Below are 19141 nucleotides of genomic sequence, written 5' to 3' on the forward strand. Positions count from 1 at the left end.
GCCACTGTATGCATGTACTGCATTCAACTTTGTAACCTGATTATAAGAACGGCCTTCTGCTTTAATATTCGCTTTAACCTCATCGGCAAGAGAAATTCTGGTATCTCTCGGTAAGGAAACAAGATTGAGGCTCTCTGCCGCACTATCATAATGGACAACAAAAATAACGTCCGTACGGGTACCGTCCTTATCCACGCCAAATACCGCAACATTCATTTTGATATTACGCTTCAAAAAAGCATCTAAAAGACTGGTATCCGAGGCATTGTTGCGTATCACTCCTTTATCTGCAAAAGGGGGATTCCCCGTTATTTTGTAATATGCAAAGCAAGCCCCACCGGCCAGCATCACAAATGCCAAAACAATAGATACTACTATTTTAAAGAACACCTTCACTGGGTTAAAACCTTTTTTCTTTGGTGTAGTTCGTTGCGCTTGCCGTACAGGCTTTCTTTGTTTTCCGCTCATCTTCTCACCTATCTGTCTTTTTTATTCTGCCATATTTTGCTCCGATTCCGGGGTTTCAATACCATAAATTAAACTTTGAACCAAAGCCTTTGTTCCCGCTTCATCCATATCAAAGAATTTACCGCCTTCACCAGGAATGGTTACCGTTGTCATTTTTGCAGGATCAATGTCTTTTAAATACTTCACATATTTCAGTGCTTCTGAAAGCTTGATATTGCTTTCCGTCTTGTCTAAAGCAACTTGAATTAGACTACTCATATTTTTCATGATTGATTCAGTACTGCAGATTTTTGCCAAGAATACTCTCATAAAATCCTGTTGAACCTGAATTCTTTTCAAATCCTTTTGGGCGTATCCCTCTCGAAAACGCACCAATTGCTCTGCTTTTTTTCCATCCAAATGTTGTAAACCTGGTTGAAGGTCAATATATAAATCCTGATAAGGATCAACATAATAAAGCCTGTCCTGCACTTCCATATCCACGCCACCAATGGCATCGACGATATCGCGAAATGCAGATAAATCTACTTTAACATAATAGTCAACCTGTATTCCAAGAATTTCCTCCATCATCTTAACGGAAAAGGCACAGCGATTACCCTCTCCGGCATAGGCATGCAACTCTGTTAACTTGCACTCTCCATACACGCCGTCTCTTTTTGGAACGGTCCGCCCATTTTTTTCTAAAATTGAGGTCATTTCATTAGTCATCACCACTCGAGTGTCTCTGGGAACACCGATTAAGCTGAGTGCCTTTGTTCTTGTATTAAAGCTAGCTATCATGCTCACATCGGCGCGGAATCCATCCTCATCCGTACCAAGAATTGCTAGATTTATAATTTCATCCTCAATTTGAGAGGGTGCCGAAGCCGATACCTGAAACGCCGGTTTTTCAGCCTTTCCTTCCCATTTTTGTAGTGCTACATACGCCTTGGAACCGCCATATGCTAACCCCAGAAAAAAAAGAATGCCAAAAACCATAAAAAATCCCTGCATCCTTCTTTTGTGTGCTAATCTTCTGCGCCTTACATTTCGTTTTCCTTGGGGCGCTTTGGGTGGAACTTCTTTGTATACCCTTGCAATTGGCTTTTGCTCAACTCTTTTTCGCTGTCCTCTTACTTCCTGCCGTCGAGCAACCTGCCTCTTTATATTAATCTCATCACGTCTGTCCCGATATTCATAATCTATTCTTTTTCTTCGCATTCTACGCTTCTCCTCAAACATCAGTCTAGACTGACAATTCTACAACTTATTTATTATACCAAAGCATGCAAAAACTGACAATAAAAAATAGTAGCATTTATGAATCTAAGCTGTTTTTCTACAATTTCAGCACCTTTCAAGGTTTAGAACGCACAAAAAGAACGGTCATTTGTCAAGTTTCATTCACAAAATACACTTTTTTCCCAAAACTCTATATCGTTTTAACACATGCCCTAGTAAATCCACTTTTTGGGGGTTAATAAGGTATTTTTGCCCTTAATTAGATTATACAGGATATTTCTATGTTAAATTTTACAAAATTCTTAAAGAAAATTCGTCATTATTTTGCAATTTCTTTACTTTTATTGAAAAAGCCCGTATAATGCAAGCAATAAAATTTTTTGGAGGTCTTACAGTATGTTAGAATCAAACCCAAACAATAAAGAAAATAAACTTCTCTTATTTCTAAAAAAATATAGACTATGGATTTTTCTAATCGCAGCCGCGGTTTTCATAACAGGGGTAGTCTTTCTCATTACATCTAATCACTTGTATCTACTCTTCATCAACTTTTTACATAATCCAGCATTATTTATCTTGAATATTTTACCTGTATTCCTATTAATAGTGCTTGTTTATTTTATATCTGGCAGGGCAGTCTTCTCTGCCACATTGGGGGCTGCTGTTTTCACTCTCTTATCCTTTGTCGACAAAATAAAAATAACCATGCGCCAAGAACCTCTGCTCCCTTCTGATTTAACCTTAGCAAAGGAAGTATGGGCCATCGTCAAAAACTTTCCACGCCTTCAACTTATCCTTGTTGGCTTGTCCTTCATGGCACTCATCGTTCTTTTGGCTTCAGCCTTCTATTTATCAAAAGGAGAAAAGCCCCTATGGAAAATGCGAATACTCGGGTTTTTGGTCTTTCTTGTGATCGGATATGGTGCTAACGCATTGTTGTATGCCAATGTTGCCATCTACGATAGATATGCTGTCATGGGAAACCCCTATTTTCAAGTAAACCAATATAACTCCAAAGGATTGATTTATTCCTTCTGCCATCAATTTAACATTACAAGGATAACCACGCCTCAGGGTTACAAAAAAGCATTTTTTGATGAGTTGGAACGCTCTGAGACCGTGACCCAAGCAAATAATAAGCCTCATATAGTTATGATTATGGGTGAAGCTTTTTCCGACTTAAGTGATAATCCCAATTTGGACTTTTCTAATTATCAAGACCCTTTGGTAAACTTTAAAGAGATGGCAAACAGCAAAAACGCAGTAAGTGGTAAAATTGTAGTGCCAGGCTTTGGTGGCGGTACTTCAAACACAGAGTACGACGTTTTAACGGCATGCCCCACCAGACTTTTGAACAATCCATTGCCGTCCTATAACTTTATCCGCCAGCCCTTTGATGCACTGCCTCGAAGATTGGCACAAATGGGATACGAAACCCAAGCCATTCACCCCGGTTATCAATGGTTCTATAACCGCAAAAATGTCTATCCCAATTTAGGCTTTGAGAACAATTACTTTCTAGAAACCTCTTTTGACTTGGCAACCCAAGGAATTGGTGGATATATTAGCGATAAGGCAGCTATGGATCGCATTTTGGAAAGTTTAGACACCCACATTAAAACGAAAGATACACCGCTATTTTCTTTTACTGTAACCATACAAAACCACGGCCCTTACGATGGCCATTATGGCACTCTGCCAAAAAGCTTTGATACGGATATTCCATTGACAGATACTCAAAAGGACTTATTAACTCAGTATTTTAAGGGAATTCACGATGCAGATCAAGAATTAGGTCGTTTAAGAGATTATGCACAAGAAAGCTCCGAACCTATTGTTATTGTTTACTTCGGGGATCACCTTCCCGGATTCTCCAATGGTATGGAATTTTTTGACCTCTTAGATTATCCTATAGATCCAAATGGCACATTGAAAGAGCGCCTTGCTTTATACGAAACACCTTTTCTAATTTGGCAAAATGATGCCGCAAAAAAACAGTGTCCCTTTAGCAACACTGCCGACAGAGCAAAACTCCCTGAATCCGGGGTAATAAATTCCAATTATTTGGGAGCTCTTTTAACTCAGCTGTTAGACACGAAAGGGGTCTCTCCTCTTTTCGATTATGCAAACGATGCGCGACAAGTTCTCCCCGCAGGCACAAATAACATTTTTGTTGATAGCAAGGGAGGATATTCAGATATAGCAACAGAGGAACAGCTTGATGTAATACATCGCCTTCGTGATTGGCAATACTATAAACTTTTTGATCAAACAGCACAAAAATAACCACCATTAATTTTCGCAGTGAGAAATTTTTCACTGCTTTTTTCTTTTTATGAAATTTTTTACAGTTGTCAATCATAATTTAAAAAATAAAACAACTACATAATTATACAAAAACACTGTTTTTTCACTAAAATATTGAATAAAAAATCAAGATGTTTTTTTTAAAAATGTGTGGTTTTATCACATTTTTTGGTTATATTCCTTGGTCTTAAAACGTATTTTATAAAACTGAATATTATAACGCACAAAAAAAAATATTTATTTTTCTTTTTTTTATTGAATTTGATTAATTTTTCGTGTAAAATAAAAAGCGATCCATCACCATCTGGAGTTTATGGAAATTGTATGTGAACCGCCTAATGTCACAATGATGTCACTAGGCAAAAAATGCAATACTACTTGGAGGGAGGGCTTAAGATGTAGCATTTTATCGTCACACGAAACTTTTGTGGCGAGTAGTTGCTGGATGGATTTGACTAGCCTTTAGTCAAAACGAAATTATTCATTTTTTTAAGGAGGAATTATATGTCAGCATCATTAGAAAACCGCGGTCAATTTGGCTCCAAACTAGGCTTTATCCTTTCTGCGGCTGGATCTGCAGTGGGTCTTGGTAACATTTGGAAATTCCCTGGCAAAGCATATAATAATGGCGGTGGATCTTTCCTGGTAATCTACATACTTATGGTAGCTTTAATCGGTACGACCGTTATGCTTGCAGAATTTACACTTGGTCGTAAAACACAAAAGAACGCAGTAGGCGCTTTGCGGGAACTTAACGCAAAATACTCCTGGGTTGGCGGTCTTGGAATTTTAACTGGTTTTATTATTCTCTGTTATTATTGTCAGGTTGGTGGCTGGACCATCAAGTATATTATTGCTTATCTTACAGAATCTTCAACAGTATACGCTGACCCCACAGGTTACTTCCTGAACATGCTGGGCGTTAACGGTTTCCCTCTGCAAGGCGCAATCATTTACCCTCTCATCTTCCTCTGTCTGACATCTTTTATTATCAGCCGAGGCGTTGCTGAAGGTATTGAAAAACTCAGCAAGTTCCTTATGCCCTTACTGTTCATCTTGTTGTTAGGCTTGATGATTCGTGCTTGTACATTGCCAGGCGCAGGCGAAGGTGTTGCTTACATGTTCCACTTTGATCCTTCCACAATCACACGCGACTCTTTCCTTGTAGCACTTGGGCAGGCGTTCTTCTCCCTTTCCTTAGGCATGGGCGTTATGATCACTTATGCTTCTTACCTGAGCAAGGATGATAACCTGATTACCAATACAGGCGTAGTTTGTGTTCTGGATACTTGTGTAGCTTTATTTGCAGGCTTTATGATTATTCCTGCTGTATTTGCAACAGGCATTGACCCCGGTATGGGCGGCGGCTTTGCTTTCGCAACACTTGCTGGTGTATTCAAGTCAATTCCCGGCGGTACTATTTTCGGTTTGTTATTCTACGCATTGCTATTCTTTGCAGCAATTACCTCCTCTATTTCTATCTTAGAAGGTACCGTAGCCTTCCTGGTTGAAGAAAAAGGTATGGAACGTAAGAAAACCGTTGTTCTTGTTTCTATTGTTTTGTTCGTTATTGGTATCTTCTATACACTGTCTCAGGCATACCTGCCAATCAAGGGTATCTGGTGGTCTGTGAACGGCATTGAATTCCCGATCTTCGGCGACTTTATGGAATACCTGACTGACCGTTTGCTGTTGCCTTTTGGTGCATTCTTTACGACTGTATTCGTTGGTTGGATTTGGGGCACTGATAACGCAATTAAGGAAGCGACCTCCGATGGTAAATATAAATTCGGTCTCGCTCCTTTATGGGCATTCCTGGTGAAATTTGCTGCACCTGCCGGTATCTTGTGTATTATTGTAGCAGGCTTACTGTTGGGTATGTCTATTTCCTAATTTGTACTAAGTTATAATTGAATTTGATAATTTTTAAAGGGTGTCGACTTCGTCGACACCCTTTTATAAATTTCATATTCTAATATAACTTTAGAAAAATTGATATTCCAATATTTCAAGAACATATAAAAAGCGAGGACAACGTTTTTTATGTCCACCGCTTTTTAAAGATCCATAATCCATAAAATAAAAAAACTCATAAAACCAACACAGTTGCGATACTAAAGTAAATTACCAACGCAACAGCATCGACCACAGTAGAAATCAATGGACCTGCCATCATTGCCGGATCAAGTTTTAAACACTTTGCTAAAATTGGAAGCAAGCAACCAATGGTTTTCGCTAAAATAACCCCTGCTGCCATACTGATCGATACAGAAAAATCAATCCAAAAGCCAGTATTACGATTTACCAAAGTCATTTTCAGCATATTAATTAATCCTAATGCAACACCACATAAAATGCCAACACGGATTTCCTTCCAAACAACCTTTAGTGCATCGCTTATCTCGATTTCTCCCAAGGCCATACCACGAATAATCATAGTAGAGGCCTGTGAGCCTGCATTTCCCCCCGTACCTGTAATAATGGGGATAAACCCCGAAAGTACCACAGCCACCTCCAATAGACTATTGAAATGGCCAATGACAAAACTGCTTAGTGTTCCGGAAATCATTAAAACCGAAAGCCAAACAATTCTGTTTTTCGCTAATACAAAGACCGGCGTTTTTAGATACTCTTCGTCAGATGGGATCAACGCTGCCATCTTTTCCATATCTTCCGTTGTTTCCTGCTCAATGACATCAACAATGTCATCTACGGTAATAATACCCACCAAACGACCTTCTGTATCCGTAACAGGCAGAGCCATCCAGTTGTACTTTTTAAAAATGTTAGCAACCTCTTCCTGATCATCCGTAGTCAGAACAGACACAACATCATCCTGCATCAACTCATCAATGGTATTATCATCCGCCGCACATATCAACGTTCTTAGTGGAACAACACCGATTAACTTCCTTTCATCATCTATAACATAACAAGTATAAATCGTTTCCTTGTCTGTTCCTGTTCGCTTAATCTGCTTCATGGCATTACCCACTGTCATGCTACTGTGCAGCTTCACAAACTCAATGGTCATCAAACTTCCTGCCGAATTCTCAGGATAATTCAAAAAGCGGTTAATTAGCTTTCTTGTTTCCGCATCTGTATTGCGCAAAACCTTCTTTACAAGATTCGCAGGTGCCTCTTCCAAAAAATCCACCGTATCATCCAAGAACATCTCGTCCACAATATTGCGAACTTCTCTATCAGTTATTGAATGAACAATATGCTCCTGGGTATCACTATCCATATAAGAAAAAACCTCGGCCGCCATATCTTTGGTTAGCAAACGGAAAACAAAAAGCTGTTTTTCTGCTGTCAATTCCTCAAAATATTCTGCCACGTTGGCAGGCTGCTCCGAGTTCATTTCCTCTTTTAATTGTGCATATTCCCCTGATTCCATTAATTTATCTAAAAAATCAAATAATTCCTGCATTTCCTCCATGATCTTCACCCCGTTCCAATAAAAAAACACGACTTATTTTTCCAAATTCGCCGTGTATTATCCGAAAAAAGGCATACGAACCGAAGGGTCTAGCCCAAGTCATAAGGCACACCCAAATACACGGCAATATTAAACTGATACGTTCGATAACTCTCAGGCTCTAAAGGTATACTTTCACTTTTACCGTCCATTCAAATCCACCTCAGCTTTCATAAAAAAAATTAATACATATATCTAGTATATGCTTCAAAAAATTTCGCGTCAACACCATTTGGGAAATTTCTTCGAAAACTTTCAAACTTCATCACCAAAATTCGCTATGATAAAAACACAAAAATGAAATGCATTTTTCAATGTCATCATATTAAATTAGTGATTATTAATACTTCTTCAGGAAATTTCCAAACTTTGTATACTGTCCCATCCAAGTCAAATCGACAGTACCCGTTGGGCCATTTCTTTGCTTTGCAATAATCAATTCCGCCTGATTCTTTTTCTCTGTTTCGGGGAAGTAATATTCATCCCGATAAAGAAATGCTACAACGTCGGCATCCTGCTCTATGGCACCGGATTCACGCAAGTCAGATAGCATAGGTCTATGGTCACTTCTCTGCTCACAGGCACGGCTTAACTGAGATAATGCAATAACAGGCGATTCCATCTCACGGGCAATTGCCTTTAGATTTCTGGAAATTTCGGAAATTTCTTGTTGTCTAGAGTCTGTTCTGCCGTTACCACTCATTAACTGTAAGTAGTCGATTACAATCAGCCCTAAACCTTTTTCAACTTTCAAGCGGCGGCATTTTGAGCGCACGTCCATAGGAGAAATACCTGGGGTATCATCAATATAAATTGGCGCTTGGGACAGAGGCCCCATGGCACGAATCAAATCCTCCCAATCCTTATCATTTAATTCTCCCGTTCTAAGTTTTTGGGCATCCAGCATTGCTTCCGAACAAAGCATACGGTTTACCAACTGCTCTCGACTCATTTCCAGCGAAAAAACAGCCACAGGCACATTACCTCTGATTGCCGCATTTTGGATCATATTCAATGCAAAGGCAGTTTTCCCCATAGAGGGTCGGGCGGCAAGAAGCACTAAATCTGACTTTTGCAGTCCCGCAGTCTTTGCATCAAAATCAACAAATCCTGTAGGCACTCCTGTTAGCTTTCCTTTAGAGCGGTAAATGTCTTCTATTTTTTCAATGGAATCAACAGCAATATCTCTAATATGATGAAACTCCTCAGAATGACGTTTCTGCATAATATCGAAGATACTTTTTTCTGCCTGATCCATTATGCTGTTGATGGATTCTTTTCCCTCAAAGCTCATTTGAGAGAGATTTCCCGCTGTACGAATCAAACGACGCAAAACAGATTTCTCTTCAACAATTGCCGCATAGTGGCGTACATTCACTGAACTACCAACAGCGGTGGAAAGGGTGGCCAAAAAAGGCACACCACCAACCTGCTCAAATACGCCCTTTTCTTCTAGCTTGTTTTTCACTGTAACCACATCAATAGGAGATGCTTGACGGTACAATTCTTCCGCCGCCTCAAAAACCATTCTATGGTCAGGACGATAAAAATCTTCTCCAGAAAGAATTTCTAGGGCAACCGATGCCGCCTCTCTGTCCAAAAACATCGAGCCTAATACAGCCTGTTCCGCTGTTTCATCGTGGGGCGGCACACCACGGATATTTTCATTTTGTTTTTGCTGTTCCATGTATTCCGCCTCCGCTTTAATTAAATCTCTACTATTTTGATTGTAACTTCTGCTGTAACTTTAGGGTGCAGTTTAATGGTTGCCGTTCTTTCTCCAACCATTTTAATGGGGTCGCCGATAGAAACCTTCTTTTTATCAATATCCTGTTTGGTTTGTTCCACAATGGCGTCAGCAACTTCTTTATTTGTAACAGAACCGAATAATTTACCGTTTCCGCCTGTTTTCACCTTTATTGTAACAACCTGCTCCTTCAAATTCTCAGCAATCTTCTGAGCATTTTCCAGTTCCTCCTGCTTTCTCTTTTCTTCGGATTTTTGCTTTAATTCAAAGTCATTTAAATTAGACTTGGTAGCTTCCACTGCAAGCTTTTTGGGGAACAAGAAATTCTTTGCATAGCCTTCACTTGCATTCACTAATTCACCTTTTTTACCAACACTTTTTACATCTTGTAATAAAATCACTTTCATATTACGCTTCCTCCTTCAAATATTCTTCAATGGCATGGCGAATGGCATCTTTTGCTTCTTCAGTGGTAACATTTTGAAGCTGTGCTCCAGAAACCGTAAGGTGTCCACCGCCGCCTAATCTTTCCATAATTCTTTGTACGTTAATATCTCCAAAGCTGCGGGCGCTGATATACACCGTATCCCCCACCTTGCAGCATACAAAGGACGCCTTAACCCCTGTTACATTCATCAACTCATCCGCCGCTTGAGCTGCCGTCAGCGTTGAATTTTCCACGTTAGCAGGGCAGACTGATATGGCAATATTGCCCATAAACAACTCTGCATCCTTTACTGTGGAAGCCTTTGCTTTATAGGCATCCATATCATTTTGGAATAATAACCTTACTCGAATGCTGTCTGCCCCGTTACGACGTAAAAATCCTGCCGCTTCAAAGGTAATTGCTCCTGTTTTCACACAGAAATTCTTTGTGTCTACAGTAATGCCCGCTAAAAGTGCATCCGCTTCATCACTGGTAAGCTTGACCCTTTTTCCTATATGCTGAATCATCTCGGTTATGAGCTCAGCTGTTGAGGATGCATAGGCCTCATGATAAACCAAAACTGCTTGATCAATGGCATCTGCACTTTTTCTGTGGTGATCAAATAAAACAATTCTTTTTGCCGCTTCTAACACTTGAGGGCTTTCCACCATGGTTTTGCGATGGGTATCCACAATTATGACCAAAGTTTTTGCATCCATGGTTTTTAAGGCTTCCCCTGTTTTCAACGTTAGATTCATATGACTGCCATTGGCCATCATTTTATCCCAAAGTCTGCGTATACCAACGCCTACTTCATCCATTACAATATTGCATCTTTTGTCCATGGCTCTTGCAATAGCACAAATACCCAAACAAGCACCCATACTGTCCAAATCTCCGTTCTTATGGCCCATAACCAGAATTCCCGAAGACTCACCCATGAGCTCCCATAGAGCATCCGCCTTTACTCTAGCACGAATGCGGGCATTGCGCCCCATTTCCCCTGTCTTACCGCCGTAGAAAACAAAGCTTTCGCCCTCCTTTACAACAACTTGGTCACCACCTCTGCCTAAAGCTAAGTCGATGGAGGCTTTTGCATATTGCATGGATTCATCCAATGAATTGCCACCTATGCCTATGCCCATGCTAACAGTTACGGGAATATGATCTCCCACGCTAATTTCTCGAATATCGTTTAAGATTTCAAATTTCTTTTCTTTTAATTGCAACAGCATACCCTTTTTCATCAAAAAGAAGTATCGATCCTTCTCCAGCTTTCTGATTACACCGTCTACATCTTGGGCCAGTTGATTTAATTTTCTGTCAATCAATGCCGATAAAATGGGCCAACGGCTTTCATCCAAGTTGTCCACAACTTCCTCATAGTTATCTAAGAAAATCATACCTACAACGGTTTCCTGCTCTGACAAGCTTACAGCCAGCTGCTGTCTTTCTGTAACATCTACCATTGTCATGGTCAAAACCGTACCAATGGCACCATTTTCCTCAATAATATCACAATGATCCAAAGCCGCCTCAAAACTTTTATCGCCAAAAGGAATCAATATGCTTTTGCCACCGCCGCTGTTTTTTAACAACTTTTCAATAACGGGTGTTGCATCTTCAATATCAGTAAACACTTCTGCAAATTTTTCATTATACATTAGAATGTGTCCACGGATGTCCAAAACAGCATATGGAATTGGAAGATTATGAGGAATCTGAAAATTTTCCTGCAAAACTGCAGTATCCAAAAAGGAAAGAGTCTCCTCATTGACTCCCTCAAAGGGCACATATAACTCTTTTAAAAGCGGCCAGCCAAAAAAAACAGCACCACCACCAATTAATGTACCAATCCCTAAATAAATATCCACTAAGGTACACACAAAAACAACAACTACAATCAATATGATAGCAAGTATTACGTTGTCTCGCTTTTTAGATTTAAACATTTACACGCCTCCAAAACCCAATGGTTTCCTTCACGCCTTTTGTCCCAGCTCTCGGAGCAATTCCAATAAAGGGGTTTTCCATTCAGGTCTTTCCTCCTCCAAAAGGCCAAGCTTTAGTTTTGCTGTAGCCTTTTCATCAAGGGTTTGTTTAGAAATACCCATTCTAGCCGCTAAAAGATACATCACAATCTCCAAATCGGCTAATATTTCTGCTTTCTGCCCTTTTGTAGCATTTTCCTGCATCGCCGTATAAAATTGCGCCACAGACGATAGCATCCTGCACTGTAAATTTTCTGTCATTTTAACATGTTTAGCAACATCGAAATCCTTTCCGTTCATTTAAAAACCGCCTCCTATTAGATGGTTTTGGTTATTATATGCAATAATATATTATAGCATAAACTTTTGTCTATCTCAACATGAAACTATCCCTTGGACATTTTAAAAAATAAATGGTTCGCCCTGATACACCAAATTATGCCCTTATCAAGCTTGATTCTAGGTCTTTCTCTCGCAAATCTCATTTAATAGTCATTACGGACAAGGCAGTATTCAACAAAAAAAGCCGAAACAGTTCTAATGACTATTTCAGCTTAATCTACTATTTAGAGCACTTCTCTCATTGCAGCAAAAAGAGGCGTATCTTCCTTCATTCCGTAAAATGCCGCTCCCGAACGATGACAAAGCTCACCCAAAGCGGCTCTATGCTCCTTCAATGCTTTATCATATGCCTTTAGTACAGAAGGGGTTAATTCCAAATCACAGGTTTCGCCAGTTTCAGAATCTACAAGACGTACCGCTTGTCCCTCCTTCGGCTGTTCTTCCTCAGATGCTAAAATCTGCACCAAACAAACCTGTTGCTTTTTCCCCTGCAAAACACGTAAAGCTTCCTCTAAAGGGGCCTCAGTAAAAAAATCAGAAATTACAAAAGAAATACCTCTTCCCAACTTGCCGCTGTAAAGCCCTGCCCGCAAAAGATTAGATCCTCCGCCACTTTCTGCCTTGTCCAGCAAGTTAAGGAGTTCAAAAAAGCCGTTTTTTTGAGCAACTCCTCGTTTTTCCAGGAAGATTGAATCATTCCAAAGAAACAAATTCACATGGTCACCACTACAAAGGCTGATATAGGCCAAGGATGCAGTGATTGCCTTTGCCTGCAAAAACTTCTCTCCTTTTTCCATGGAAGAGCTACAATCCAAAAAAAGATTGATTTCTGCCTGCTTCTCTTCCATAAAAACCTTTACATAAAGCTTGCCGAAACGCCCGTAGCTATTCCAATCCACTCTCCGAAGATCGTCCCCCATGATGTATTCCCGAAAATCAGAAAACTCCAAAGAACTGCCCTTTGCATGGGATTTCCTCGCTCCGCTGTAGCCCTCAACACTAAGCCTTTGGCGTAACGAAACGGAGAGCTTTTCTAGCTGTAATAAATATTCCTTTGTAAATATCTCTTGTAACGTTCTCATATCAACAACGCCTCAATGATTTGATCTACTGTAACACCATCTGCCATCCCTTCAAAATTTAAGAAAATACGATGACGCAGAGCCCCCTTTGCCACTGCCTTCACATCATCATAAGCCACATTATAGCGCCCTGCCATCAGTGCATAAACCCTTGCCGTCATCATAATTGCCTGGGCACCTCTGGGGCTTGCACCATAGCGTACATATTTCTTTACCATTTCCGGTGCCTGATCGTAATCAGGATGGCTCTTTAGAACAACATCCATAATATATTCTGCCACAGGGGTAGCCACGGGTACCTCTTTGGCAATCTCCCGCATTTCCAAAAGCTGTTCCTGACTGCAAATTTTGTTTGCCTCTTTTGGTCTCCCCGTTGTGGTGGAAGTTACAATCTCCAAAAGTTCAGCCTTTGTGGGAAATGCCACATCTAGCTTGAATAAAAAACGATCCATCTGTGCTTCCGGCAACGGATAAGTTCCCTCAGATTCCAACGGATTCTGTGTTGCCAACACAAAGAATGGCTCGGGCAATGTATATGTTGTATTTCCGCTAGTTACTGTGTGCTCTTGCATTGCTTCCAGCAAAGCACTCTGGGTTTTGGGTGTCGCTCTGTTGATTTCATCCGCCAAAACGATATTTGAAAAAATGGGACCCTTCCGAAACTCCAGCCCCATTTCTCCCTTGGGATTTTTAGTCATCACAGAGGTTCCCGTAACATCGGCAGGCATCAGGTCAGGGGTAAACTGAATTCTTGAAAATTCCAAATCCAAAACCTTTCCAATGGTTTTAACCAGATGTGTCTTTCCAAGTCCAGGCAATCCTTCCAGTAAAACATTACCTCCTGCAATCATAGATGTTAGCACGCCACGAATCAAATCCTTTTGTCCAATGATAACTGTGCCTATTTCAGCTTCTATTTTTTCAAATTCCGCCCCAAACTGGCGAATCTTTTCCTCATTCATTTGGCAAACCTCCTTTTTCCTTGACTACATTATACGGTCTATGGACTTCTTCCGTCAATCAAAGGGGAAAAACGTAAAGAAATATAAGGAATTTGTTTTGTTTTTCTTAAAAAAGGGCATGTATACTATCAGAAAACCTCATAAAAAAGGCCTTTATACTAAAAAATAAAATTCTTATGAAAAAGCTTGCATCACACTTTTTTACAAAACTTTGGTTTGAAGTGTTTTTTAATTACCTTTTTTATTGGTAAATGCAAGCGAATATTTGATGCTCTTTAATTTTAACCTAATTGCTATGGAAATATTGTGTAATTCATAGTATTATATTTAATGTAAGATAAAATTTTACAAAGAAACTAAGGGGAATACCTATGAAAAAAATTGATTTTAAAAACCTAGATAAGTCCTATTTAAAAATATCGTTGTATCTATTTGCAGTGGCAGCAGCCATTATTTTATTTGAAAAAATAATTGGACACCTACCTCATTTAGGAAATGTAATCCACACTTGTCTTATTACCATATTGCGCTTGGGTTCTCCATTTTTTTTAGGTTTTGCTATCGCATATATTATGAACCCATTTATGAAGTTCTTTGAAAGATTGTTTTTGAAATCTATACCGAAAGCCCAAAACTATAAAAAACCCACTCGAATTTTTTGTATTCTAATCAATTACATTATTATTATTGGGGGTATATTCTGGATTTTTATTTATCTTGTTCCCGAACTAAAGGGTTCCGTTGTCTCCTTTGTGTCACAGCTGTCAACCTACTCGGCACAGTTAAATGAATCTACCACAGACCTTTTTAACCGCATCCATTTTATCAATGCAGAAGATGTAAACAATATCCTAAATAAATTGCTGGCTCCAATTATGGGCATCTTCCAAAACGTGCCGGCGCTGATTACCAATATTCTAACAAACCTGTATTCTGTAGGTAAAATTACAGTTGATATTGTCATGGCCATTTTTATCTCTTTTTACATGCTGTATGATAAAGAGAATTTCAGAAATCATGCATTAAAAATCGTTTATGCCATTTCAAGCCGCAAAAGCGCAGAACACCTTGTTTATAATGCCCAACGAATCAATCGAATCTTTCAAAACTTTATCGTTGGTAAAGCAGTGGACTCTCTGATCATCGGGATTCTTGCCTTCATTGGTTTTTCCCTGCTGAATGCACCGTTTCCTTTGATTCTGAGCTTAATTGTGGGTGTAACGAATATGATTCCATATTTTGGGCCATTTATTGGTGCAATCCCCGCTATTATTATTTCACTTTTGGTGAATCCCACTACGGCAATTTGGGTTGGATTGTTCATTCTTGCTTTGCAACAATTTGACGGAAACTTCTTGGGTCCTAAAATTTTAGGAAACTCCTTAGATATCAGCCCAATTTGGATTATTCTTGCGGTAGTCCTAGGTGCAGCATTGATGGGTCCTATTGGTATGTTTGTTGGTGTACCTGTTTTAGCAACCATTAAAATGTTCTTAACAGAATATATTAATCATAAATATCAAGAGAAATATACAGAAAATGATCCCCTTGCTTTGGAAACCCATAAGCAAGCATCCCCGCCCGAGGCGTAAGCCGAAACATAAAAAGAAGGACTAGGCTTTTCAAAGACTGTCCTACGGACTTTTCGGAGGAAAAAAATGAATCAAACCAAACAAACAAATTTATTTGCGTTAATCTTTTTTGGCTTTTTTATTGTGAGCGGACAGCTTTTGTATCTCATACCCGTGATGCAAAAAATCCCCTATGTCTGGTTTTCAAGTATCGTTCAAATTGTATATTGTACCGTTCCCATTATTGGTTACTTTATATGGACGAAAAAAAATCCTAAGGAGGTTTTTCGTTTATACCCGTTGGGATGGAAAAACTTATTGTTAATTATCGCATTTGGCTTTGCCATACAGCCACTTATGCGTTTTCTTTCTTTCTTCACCTCCATGTTCTTTCCAAATGTTGCTCAAGAATTTGCAGATGCATTGGATGGAACCAGCTTTCTGGGAACCTTAATCACCATGGCAATTTTACCGGCATTCTTAGAGGAACTCTCTTTGCGAGGTGTGTTCCTTTCAGGTTACCGTCGTTTAGGTACTTGGAAAGCGATTTTTTGCACCGCCCTTTTATTCGGACTTTTGCATATGAATCCACAGCAATTTCCCTATGCATTCTTTGCAGGATTATTTTTCTGTTTTTTGGTGGAAAGAACAGGGTCTATTTGGGCCTCCATTATCCCACATTTTATTATTAATGCAACAAACGTAATCAGTATGTACCTCCCTACGGCTGAGGATGTTGCCACAATGGATATGCCAAGCAACACCATCCTGCTTCTTTATACCGGCATAGGTGCATTTATTTCACTACCATTTTTAGGACTGATTCTTTATCAGTTTTTGAAAATCAACCCCGTTAAAAATACCCATATTCCAAAAGATGGATCAAAAGAGAGATTTCTCTCAATTCCTATTTTTTGTGTATTTGGACTATTTCTAATATTTGGCATCCTACCATATCTGGATTACTTATTATAAAGAACAATCTGGCACCCCTCCTTTTACAGGAAGGGTGCCATTTTAATTGAACATCGCCTTATCCTTGTGTTAGACGAAAGCGAGGAATCTCATTCCCATCTACTCTTACCGCTTCCAGAAACATTTCCTTTGGTCTCACCCATAGACCATACTCACCGTAAAGTTGGCGATATACCACCATTTCCTCTAGTGTTTCAGAATGTTTTGCAACTCCCACTACACAGTATTTTTTCCCTTTATAATGCTCATAAATTCCGCCAATTACAATACTCATTTTGACCTTTTCCTTTCTCACTTACATCATACGTTGCTTCTACAGCGTCTTTAATTTCTACTATTGTTGCGTTGATGCAACGCATCACTTCTCATAAAATACCTGTTTTTTTATAAGCCACATGATAATAACTTCTAAAGCCTATCATATTTTTTCTCCCCTTACAACTCTAGAAAATTAGCATTAAAAAACGGCATCCGTTCTGCTTACGGATCCCGTTTTTATACTTCAAATTCAATTCAAAGGGTAGTTTATTCATTGAACTATAACCGAACGCTTACTGTTCCATCTGTTTACCCAAAAATCCTGCTGCTGTTTGGGCAAGTTTGCCCTCAACCTCTCCCATCTTTTTATCCTTTGAGAGGAAGATAATAGCGCCCATGGCATCACCTTCAGCAATAATAGGGGTAATCAACTGATGATTATAACCCTCCATGCTGTCGTCATCCAAAATTGGCACAAAATTGCTGTCGCTTTTATCGGCAATCAACGTTGTTCTTCGATTAATACACTTTTCCATCTCTGGACTAATGTGTTTTTCATACAGTTCTCTTTTGGAGCCGCCGGAAACGGCAATAATCTGATCTTTATCAACAATACAGGTTACATGTCCGGCAGTTTGTGCCAAGCTCTCTGCATATTCTTTCGCAAACGTCCCCAGTTCACCAATAGGTGAATATTTCTTTAAAATAATTTCACCCTCTCTATCGGTGAATATTTCCAATGGATCTCCTTCTCTAATGCGCAATGTGCGTCGAATTTCCTTTGGGATAACCACCCTTCCTAAATCATCTATTCTTCTTACGATTCCCGTCGCTTTCATAGAAAATACCTCCGTTTACAAATAAGGTTGTTACATTTGATTTCCTTGTGCTTGTATTATTTGTAAAAGAAAAGAAAATATACCTACTCCTAACATAGAATAAAAAATAAAATTTCGATATAACTTCTCATAAAAATCTACATTTGGAAAACCGGCAACAGATGAAAGAAAAGAAAATACTTTTTGTTTTTAGAATAGTAACAGGATAGTTATACAAAATAAAAAAGCAATTTTTTTAACTTTCTCAGAAAAAATGGGAAACAAAGGATTAACGGAAAACTTTCTTTAAAACTCAGTCAGAATGGCACAAAAAAATGCCCCAATCTATATAATTGGAGCATCCTTATTCTCATTCTGCCTTACCATCTCTGCTCATCAAATCTAGAACTGCCTGTTCCGCATTCTTTCCTTGGAACAATACTTCATAAATCGCATTGGTAATGGGCATTTCCACATTATGCTCTTTTGCCAGTGTATACGCTGCCTCCACAGTATTTACGCCTTCTACAACCATTTTAATTTCCGCAAGGGTCTCCGCAAGGCTTTTCCCTTGGCCTAATAAAATACCGGCTCTGCGGTTTCTTGAGTGCATGCTGGTACAAGTTACAATTAAATCTCCGATTCCAGAAAGGCCAGCAAAGGTTTCAAGTTTCCCGCCCATCTCAATCCCCAGGCGGCTCATTTCCGCAATACCACGAGTCATAATCGCAGCTTTCGTATTATCACCAAAGCCTAACCCATCAGAAATACCTGCTGCAAGAGCCATAACATTTTTCAATGCCGCACCCATTTCTACCCCAACCATGTCGGTGTTGGTGTAAAGACGAAATCTAGGATTCATAAATTCCCCTTGTACCATTTTTGCCGTCTCTGCGTTTTCAGAGGCAATTAAACAAGTTGTGGGAATCTCTCTTGCTACCTCCTCGGCATGGCTTGGCCCTGATAGAACACAAACCTGACATTGGGGTACACATTCTTGAATCACTTGAGAGAGACGTTTTAAGCTGTTCTCCTCTAGCCCTTTGGCAACATTCACCAAAACCTGATTGGGTTTAAAATGGGGAGCAAAATCCATGGCAGTTTGGCGCACAGCTTTAGAAGGTACCGAAAGAATAATGATTTCTGCGTCCTTCACCGCATTCTCACGTTCTGCTGTAAACTTTAAGCCTTCCGGCAATATTACACCAGGCAAATACTCTTTATTTTCTCTCTCTTTTTGCATTTGTTCCACTGCATTCTGCCGTCTGGACCAAATGACAACGTCATGTCCATGTTTTTGAAGCATCACAGCCAAAGCTGTTCCCCAACTGCCCGAACCGATTACTGCAACTTTTTTCACTGTTGCCACCTCCAATATACTCCTACTGCACATTTTTATGCAGTGTAAATTTATTTTCCGTGCCGGATATTAACCGTCTAATGTTTGCTCTATGAAGCCAAGTTGCCAAAACCGCCAATGCAGTAAAA

At 39.5% G+C, this 19141-nt stretch carries 16 protein-coding genes; 4 read left to right on the plus strand and 12 right to left on the minus strand.

Annotated elements, in window-relative coordinates; all coding sequences use genetic code 11:
• Both RTK36_RS00245 and RTK36_RS00250 read right to left on the minus strand, forming a co-directional pair.
• On the minus strand, window positions 1-468 hold a 468-nt coding region (locus RTK36_RS00245; protein WP_312043130.1), incomplete at its 3' end, for an LCP family glycopolymer transferase.
• Window positions 469-489: 21 nt separating this feature from the next.
• Window positions 490-1671, minus strand: a complete 1182-nt coding sequence (locus RTK36_RS00250) for an LCP family protein (protein WP_312043133.1) — start codon at window positions 1669-1671, stop codon at window positions 490-492.
• 417 nt (window positions 1672-2088) lie between these two features.
• On the opposite strand from RTK36_RS00250, the gene RTK36_RS00255 reads away from it, so the two are divergent.
• Entirely contained in the window at window positions 2089-3978 is a 1890-nt protein-coding gene (locus tag RTK36_RS00255) for an LTA synthase family protein (protein WP_312043135.1), read from the plus strand.
• A gap of 525 nt (window positions 3979-4503) precedes the next feature.
• A complete protein-coding gene (locus tag RTK36_RS00260; protein WP_312043137.1) occupies window positions 4504-5892 on the plus strand; it encodes a sodium-dependent transporter in 1389 nt (462 codons plus the stop codon).
• Between the two features lie 196 nt (window positions 5893-6088).
• Here the strand turns inward: RTK36_RS00260 and mgtE are convergent, their stop codons facing one another.
• The 7 genes from mgtE to RTK36_RS00295 all read right to left on the minus strand — a co-directional run bounded on the left by mgtE (window position 6089) and on the right by RTK36_RS00295 (window position 14031).
• Window positions 6089-7432 carry a magnesium transporter gene (mgtE, locus tag RTK36_RS00265; RefSeq protein ID WP_312043406.1) on the minus strand — a complete coding sequence of 448 codons (1344 nt, stop codon included), beginning with the start codon at window positions 7430-7432 and terminating at the stop codon, window positions 6089-6091.
• A gap of 388 nt (window positions 7433-7820) precedes the next feature.
• Window positions 7821-9167, minus strand: a complete 1347-nt coding sequence (dnaB, locus tag RTK36_RS00270; protein ID WP_312043139.1) for a replicative DNA helicase — start codon at window positions 9165-9167, stop codon at window positions 7821-7823.
• A gap of 20 nt (window positions 9168-9187) precedes the next feature.
• Entirely contained in the window at window positions 9188-9634 is a 447-nt protein-coding gene (gene rplI / locus RTK36_RS00275) for a 50S ribosomal protein L9 (RefSeq protein WP_312043140.1), read from the minus strand.
• 1 nt (window position 9635) lies between these two features.
• Complete coding sequence (locus tag RTK36_RS00280; protein ID WP_312043142.1) at window positions 9636-11606, minus strand: DHH family phosphoesterase; 1971 nt, start codon at window positions 11604-11606, stop codon at window positions 9636-9638.
• A gap of 30 nt (window positions 11607-11636) precedes the next feature.
• Window positions 11637-11945 (minus strand): MazG-like family protein, encoded by a 309-nt coding sequence (locus RTK36_RS00285; protein ID WP_312043144.1) that lies wholly within the window; start codon window positions 11943-11945, stop codon window positions 11637-11639.
• 266 nt (window positions 11946-12211) lie between these two features.
• On the minus strand, window positions 12212-13069 hold the full coding sequence (locus tag RTK36_RS00290) for a DUF58 domain-containing protein (RefSeq protein WP_312043146.1): 858 nt from the start codon (window positions 13067-13069) through the stop codon (window positions 12212-12214).
• On the minus strand, window positions 13066-14031 hold the full coding sequence (locus RTK36_RS00295; protein ID WP_312043149.1) for an AAA family ATPase: 966 nt from the start codon (window positions 14029-14031) through the stop codon (window positions 13066-13068). The genes RTK36_RS00290 and RTK36_RS00295 overlap by 4 nt, the downstream gene beginning before the upstream one ends.
• Before the next feature lie 371 nt (window positions 14032-14402).
• Between RTK36_RS00295 and RTK36_RS00300 the strand changes: the two genes are divergently transcribed.
• Window positions 14403-15623 carry an AI-2E family transporter gene (locus RTK36_RS00300; protein WP_312043151.1) on the plus strand — a complete coding sequence of 407 codons (1221 nt, stop codon included), beginning with the start codon at window positions 14403-14405 and terminating at the stop codon, window positions 15621-15623.
• 66 nt (window positions 15624-15689) lie between these two features.
• Window positions 15690-16577: a type II CAAX endopeptidase family protein gene (locus RTK36_RS00305; RefSeq protein WP_312043154.1), complete on the plus strand. Its 888-nt coding sequence runs from the start codon at window positions 15690-15692 to the stop codon at window positions 16575-16577.
• A gap of 58 nt (window positions 16578-16635) precedes the next feature.
• Here RTK36_RS00305 and RTK36_RS00310 read toward each other — a convergent pair whose 3' ends face one another.
• The 3 genes from RTK36_RS00310 to RTK36_RS00320 form a co-directional block, all read right to left on the minus strand.
• Window positions 16636-16851 carry a DUF1653 domain-containing protein gene (locus tag RTK36_RS00310; protein WP_312043156.1) on the minus strand — a complete coding sequence of 72 codons (216 nt, stop codon included), beginning with the start codon at window positions 16849-16851 and terminating at the stop codon, window positions 16636-16638.
• 277 nt (window positions 16852-17128) lie between these two features.
• Window positions 17129-17674, minus strand: a complete 546-nt coding sequence (spoVT, locus tag RTK36_RS00315; protein WP_312043158.1) for a stage V sporulation protein T — start codon at window positions 17672-17674, stop codon at window positions 17129-17131.
• A 349-nt stretch (window positions 17675-18023) separates the two neighbouring features.
• Window positions 18024-19013 carry an NAD(P)H-dependent glycerol-3-phosphate dehydrogenase gene (locus RTK36_RS00320; RefSeq protein ID WP_312043160.1) on the minus strand — a complete coding sequence of 330 codons (990 nt, stop codon included), beginning with the start codon at window positions 19011-19013 and terminating at the stop codon, window positions 18024-18026.
• Window positions 19014-19141: the final 128 nt, after the last annotated feature.

The sequence above is a fragment of the Anaerotignum sp. genome (genome assembly GCF_031981185.1).
GTDB lineage: Bacteria > Bacillota > Clostridia > Lachnospirales > Anaerotignaceae > Chakrabartyella.

Bases quoted from the DNA above. Each gene is read 5' to 3' on its own strand.
- RTK36_RS00305 (WP_312043154.1), top strand. From the start codon at position 15,690: ATGAATCAAACCAAACAAACAAATTTATTTGCGTTAATCTTTTTTGGC.
- RTK36_RS00250 (WP_312043133.1), bottom strand. From the start codon at position 1,671: ATGCGAAGAAAAAGAATAGATTATGAATATCGGGACAGACGTGATGAG.
- rplI (WP_312043140.1), bottom strand. From the start codon at position 9,634: ATGAAAGTGATTTTATTACAAGATGTAAAAAGTGTTGGTAAAAAAGGT.
- mgtE (WP_312043406.1), bottom strand. From the start codon at position 7,432: ATGCAGGAATTATTTGATTTTTTAGATAAATTAATGGAATCAGGGGAA.
- RTK36_RS00310 (WP_312043156.1), bottom strand. From the start codon at position 16,851: ATGAGTATTGTAATTGGCGGAATTTATGAGCATTATAAAGGGAAAAAA.
- RTK36_RS00255 (WP_312043135.1), top strand. From the start codon at position 2,089: ATGTTAGAATCAAACCCAAACAATAAAGAAAATAAACTTCTCTTATTT.
- RTK36_RS00290 (WP_312043146.1), bottom strand. From the start codon at position 13,069: ATGAGAACGTTACAAGAGATATTTACAAAGGAATATTTATTACAGCTA.
- RTK36_RS00295 (WP_312043149.1), bottom strand. From the start codon at position 14,031: ATGAATGAGGAAAAGATTCGCCAGTTTGGGGCGGAATTTGAAAAAATA.
- RTK36_RS00285 (WP_312043144.1), bottom strand. From the start codon at position 11,945: ATGAACGGAAAGGATTTCGATGTTGCTAAACATGTTAAAATGACAGAA.
- spoVT (WP_312043158.1), bottom strand. From the start codon at position 17,674: ATGAAAGCGACGGGAATCGTAAGAAGAATAGATGATTTAGGAAGGGTG.
- RTK36_RS00300 (WP_312043151.1), top strand. From the start codon at position 14,403: ATGAAAAAAATTGATTTTAAAAACCTAGATAAGTCCTATTTAAAAATA.
- dnaB (WP_312043139.1), bottom strand. From the start codon at position 9,167: ATGGAACAGCAAAAACAAAATGAAAATATCCGTGGTGTGCCGCCCCAC.
- RTK36_RS00260 (WP_312043137.1), top strand. From the start codon at position 4,504: ATGTCAGCATCATTAGAAAACCGCGGTCAATTTGGCTCCAAACTAGGC.
- RTK36_RS00280 (WP_312043142.1), bottom strand. From the start codon at position 11,606: ATGTTTAAATCTAAAAAGCGAGACAACGTAATACTTGCTATCATATTG.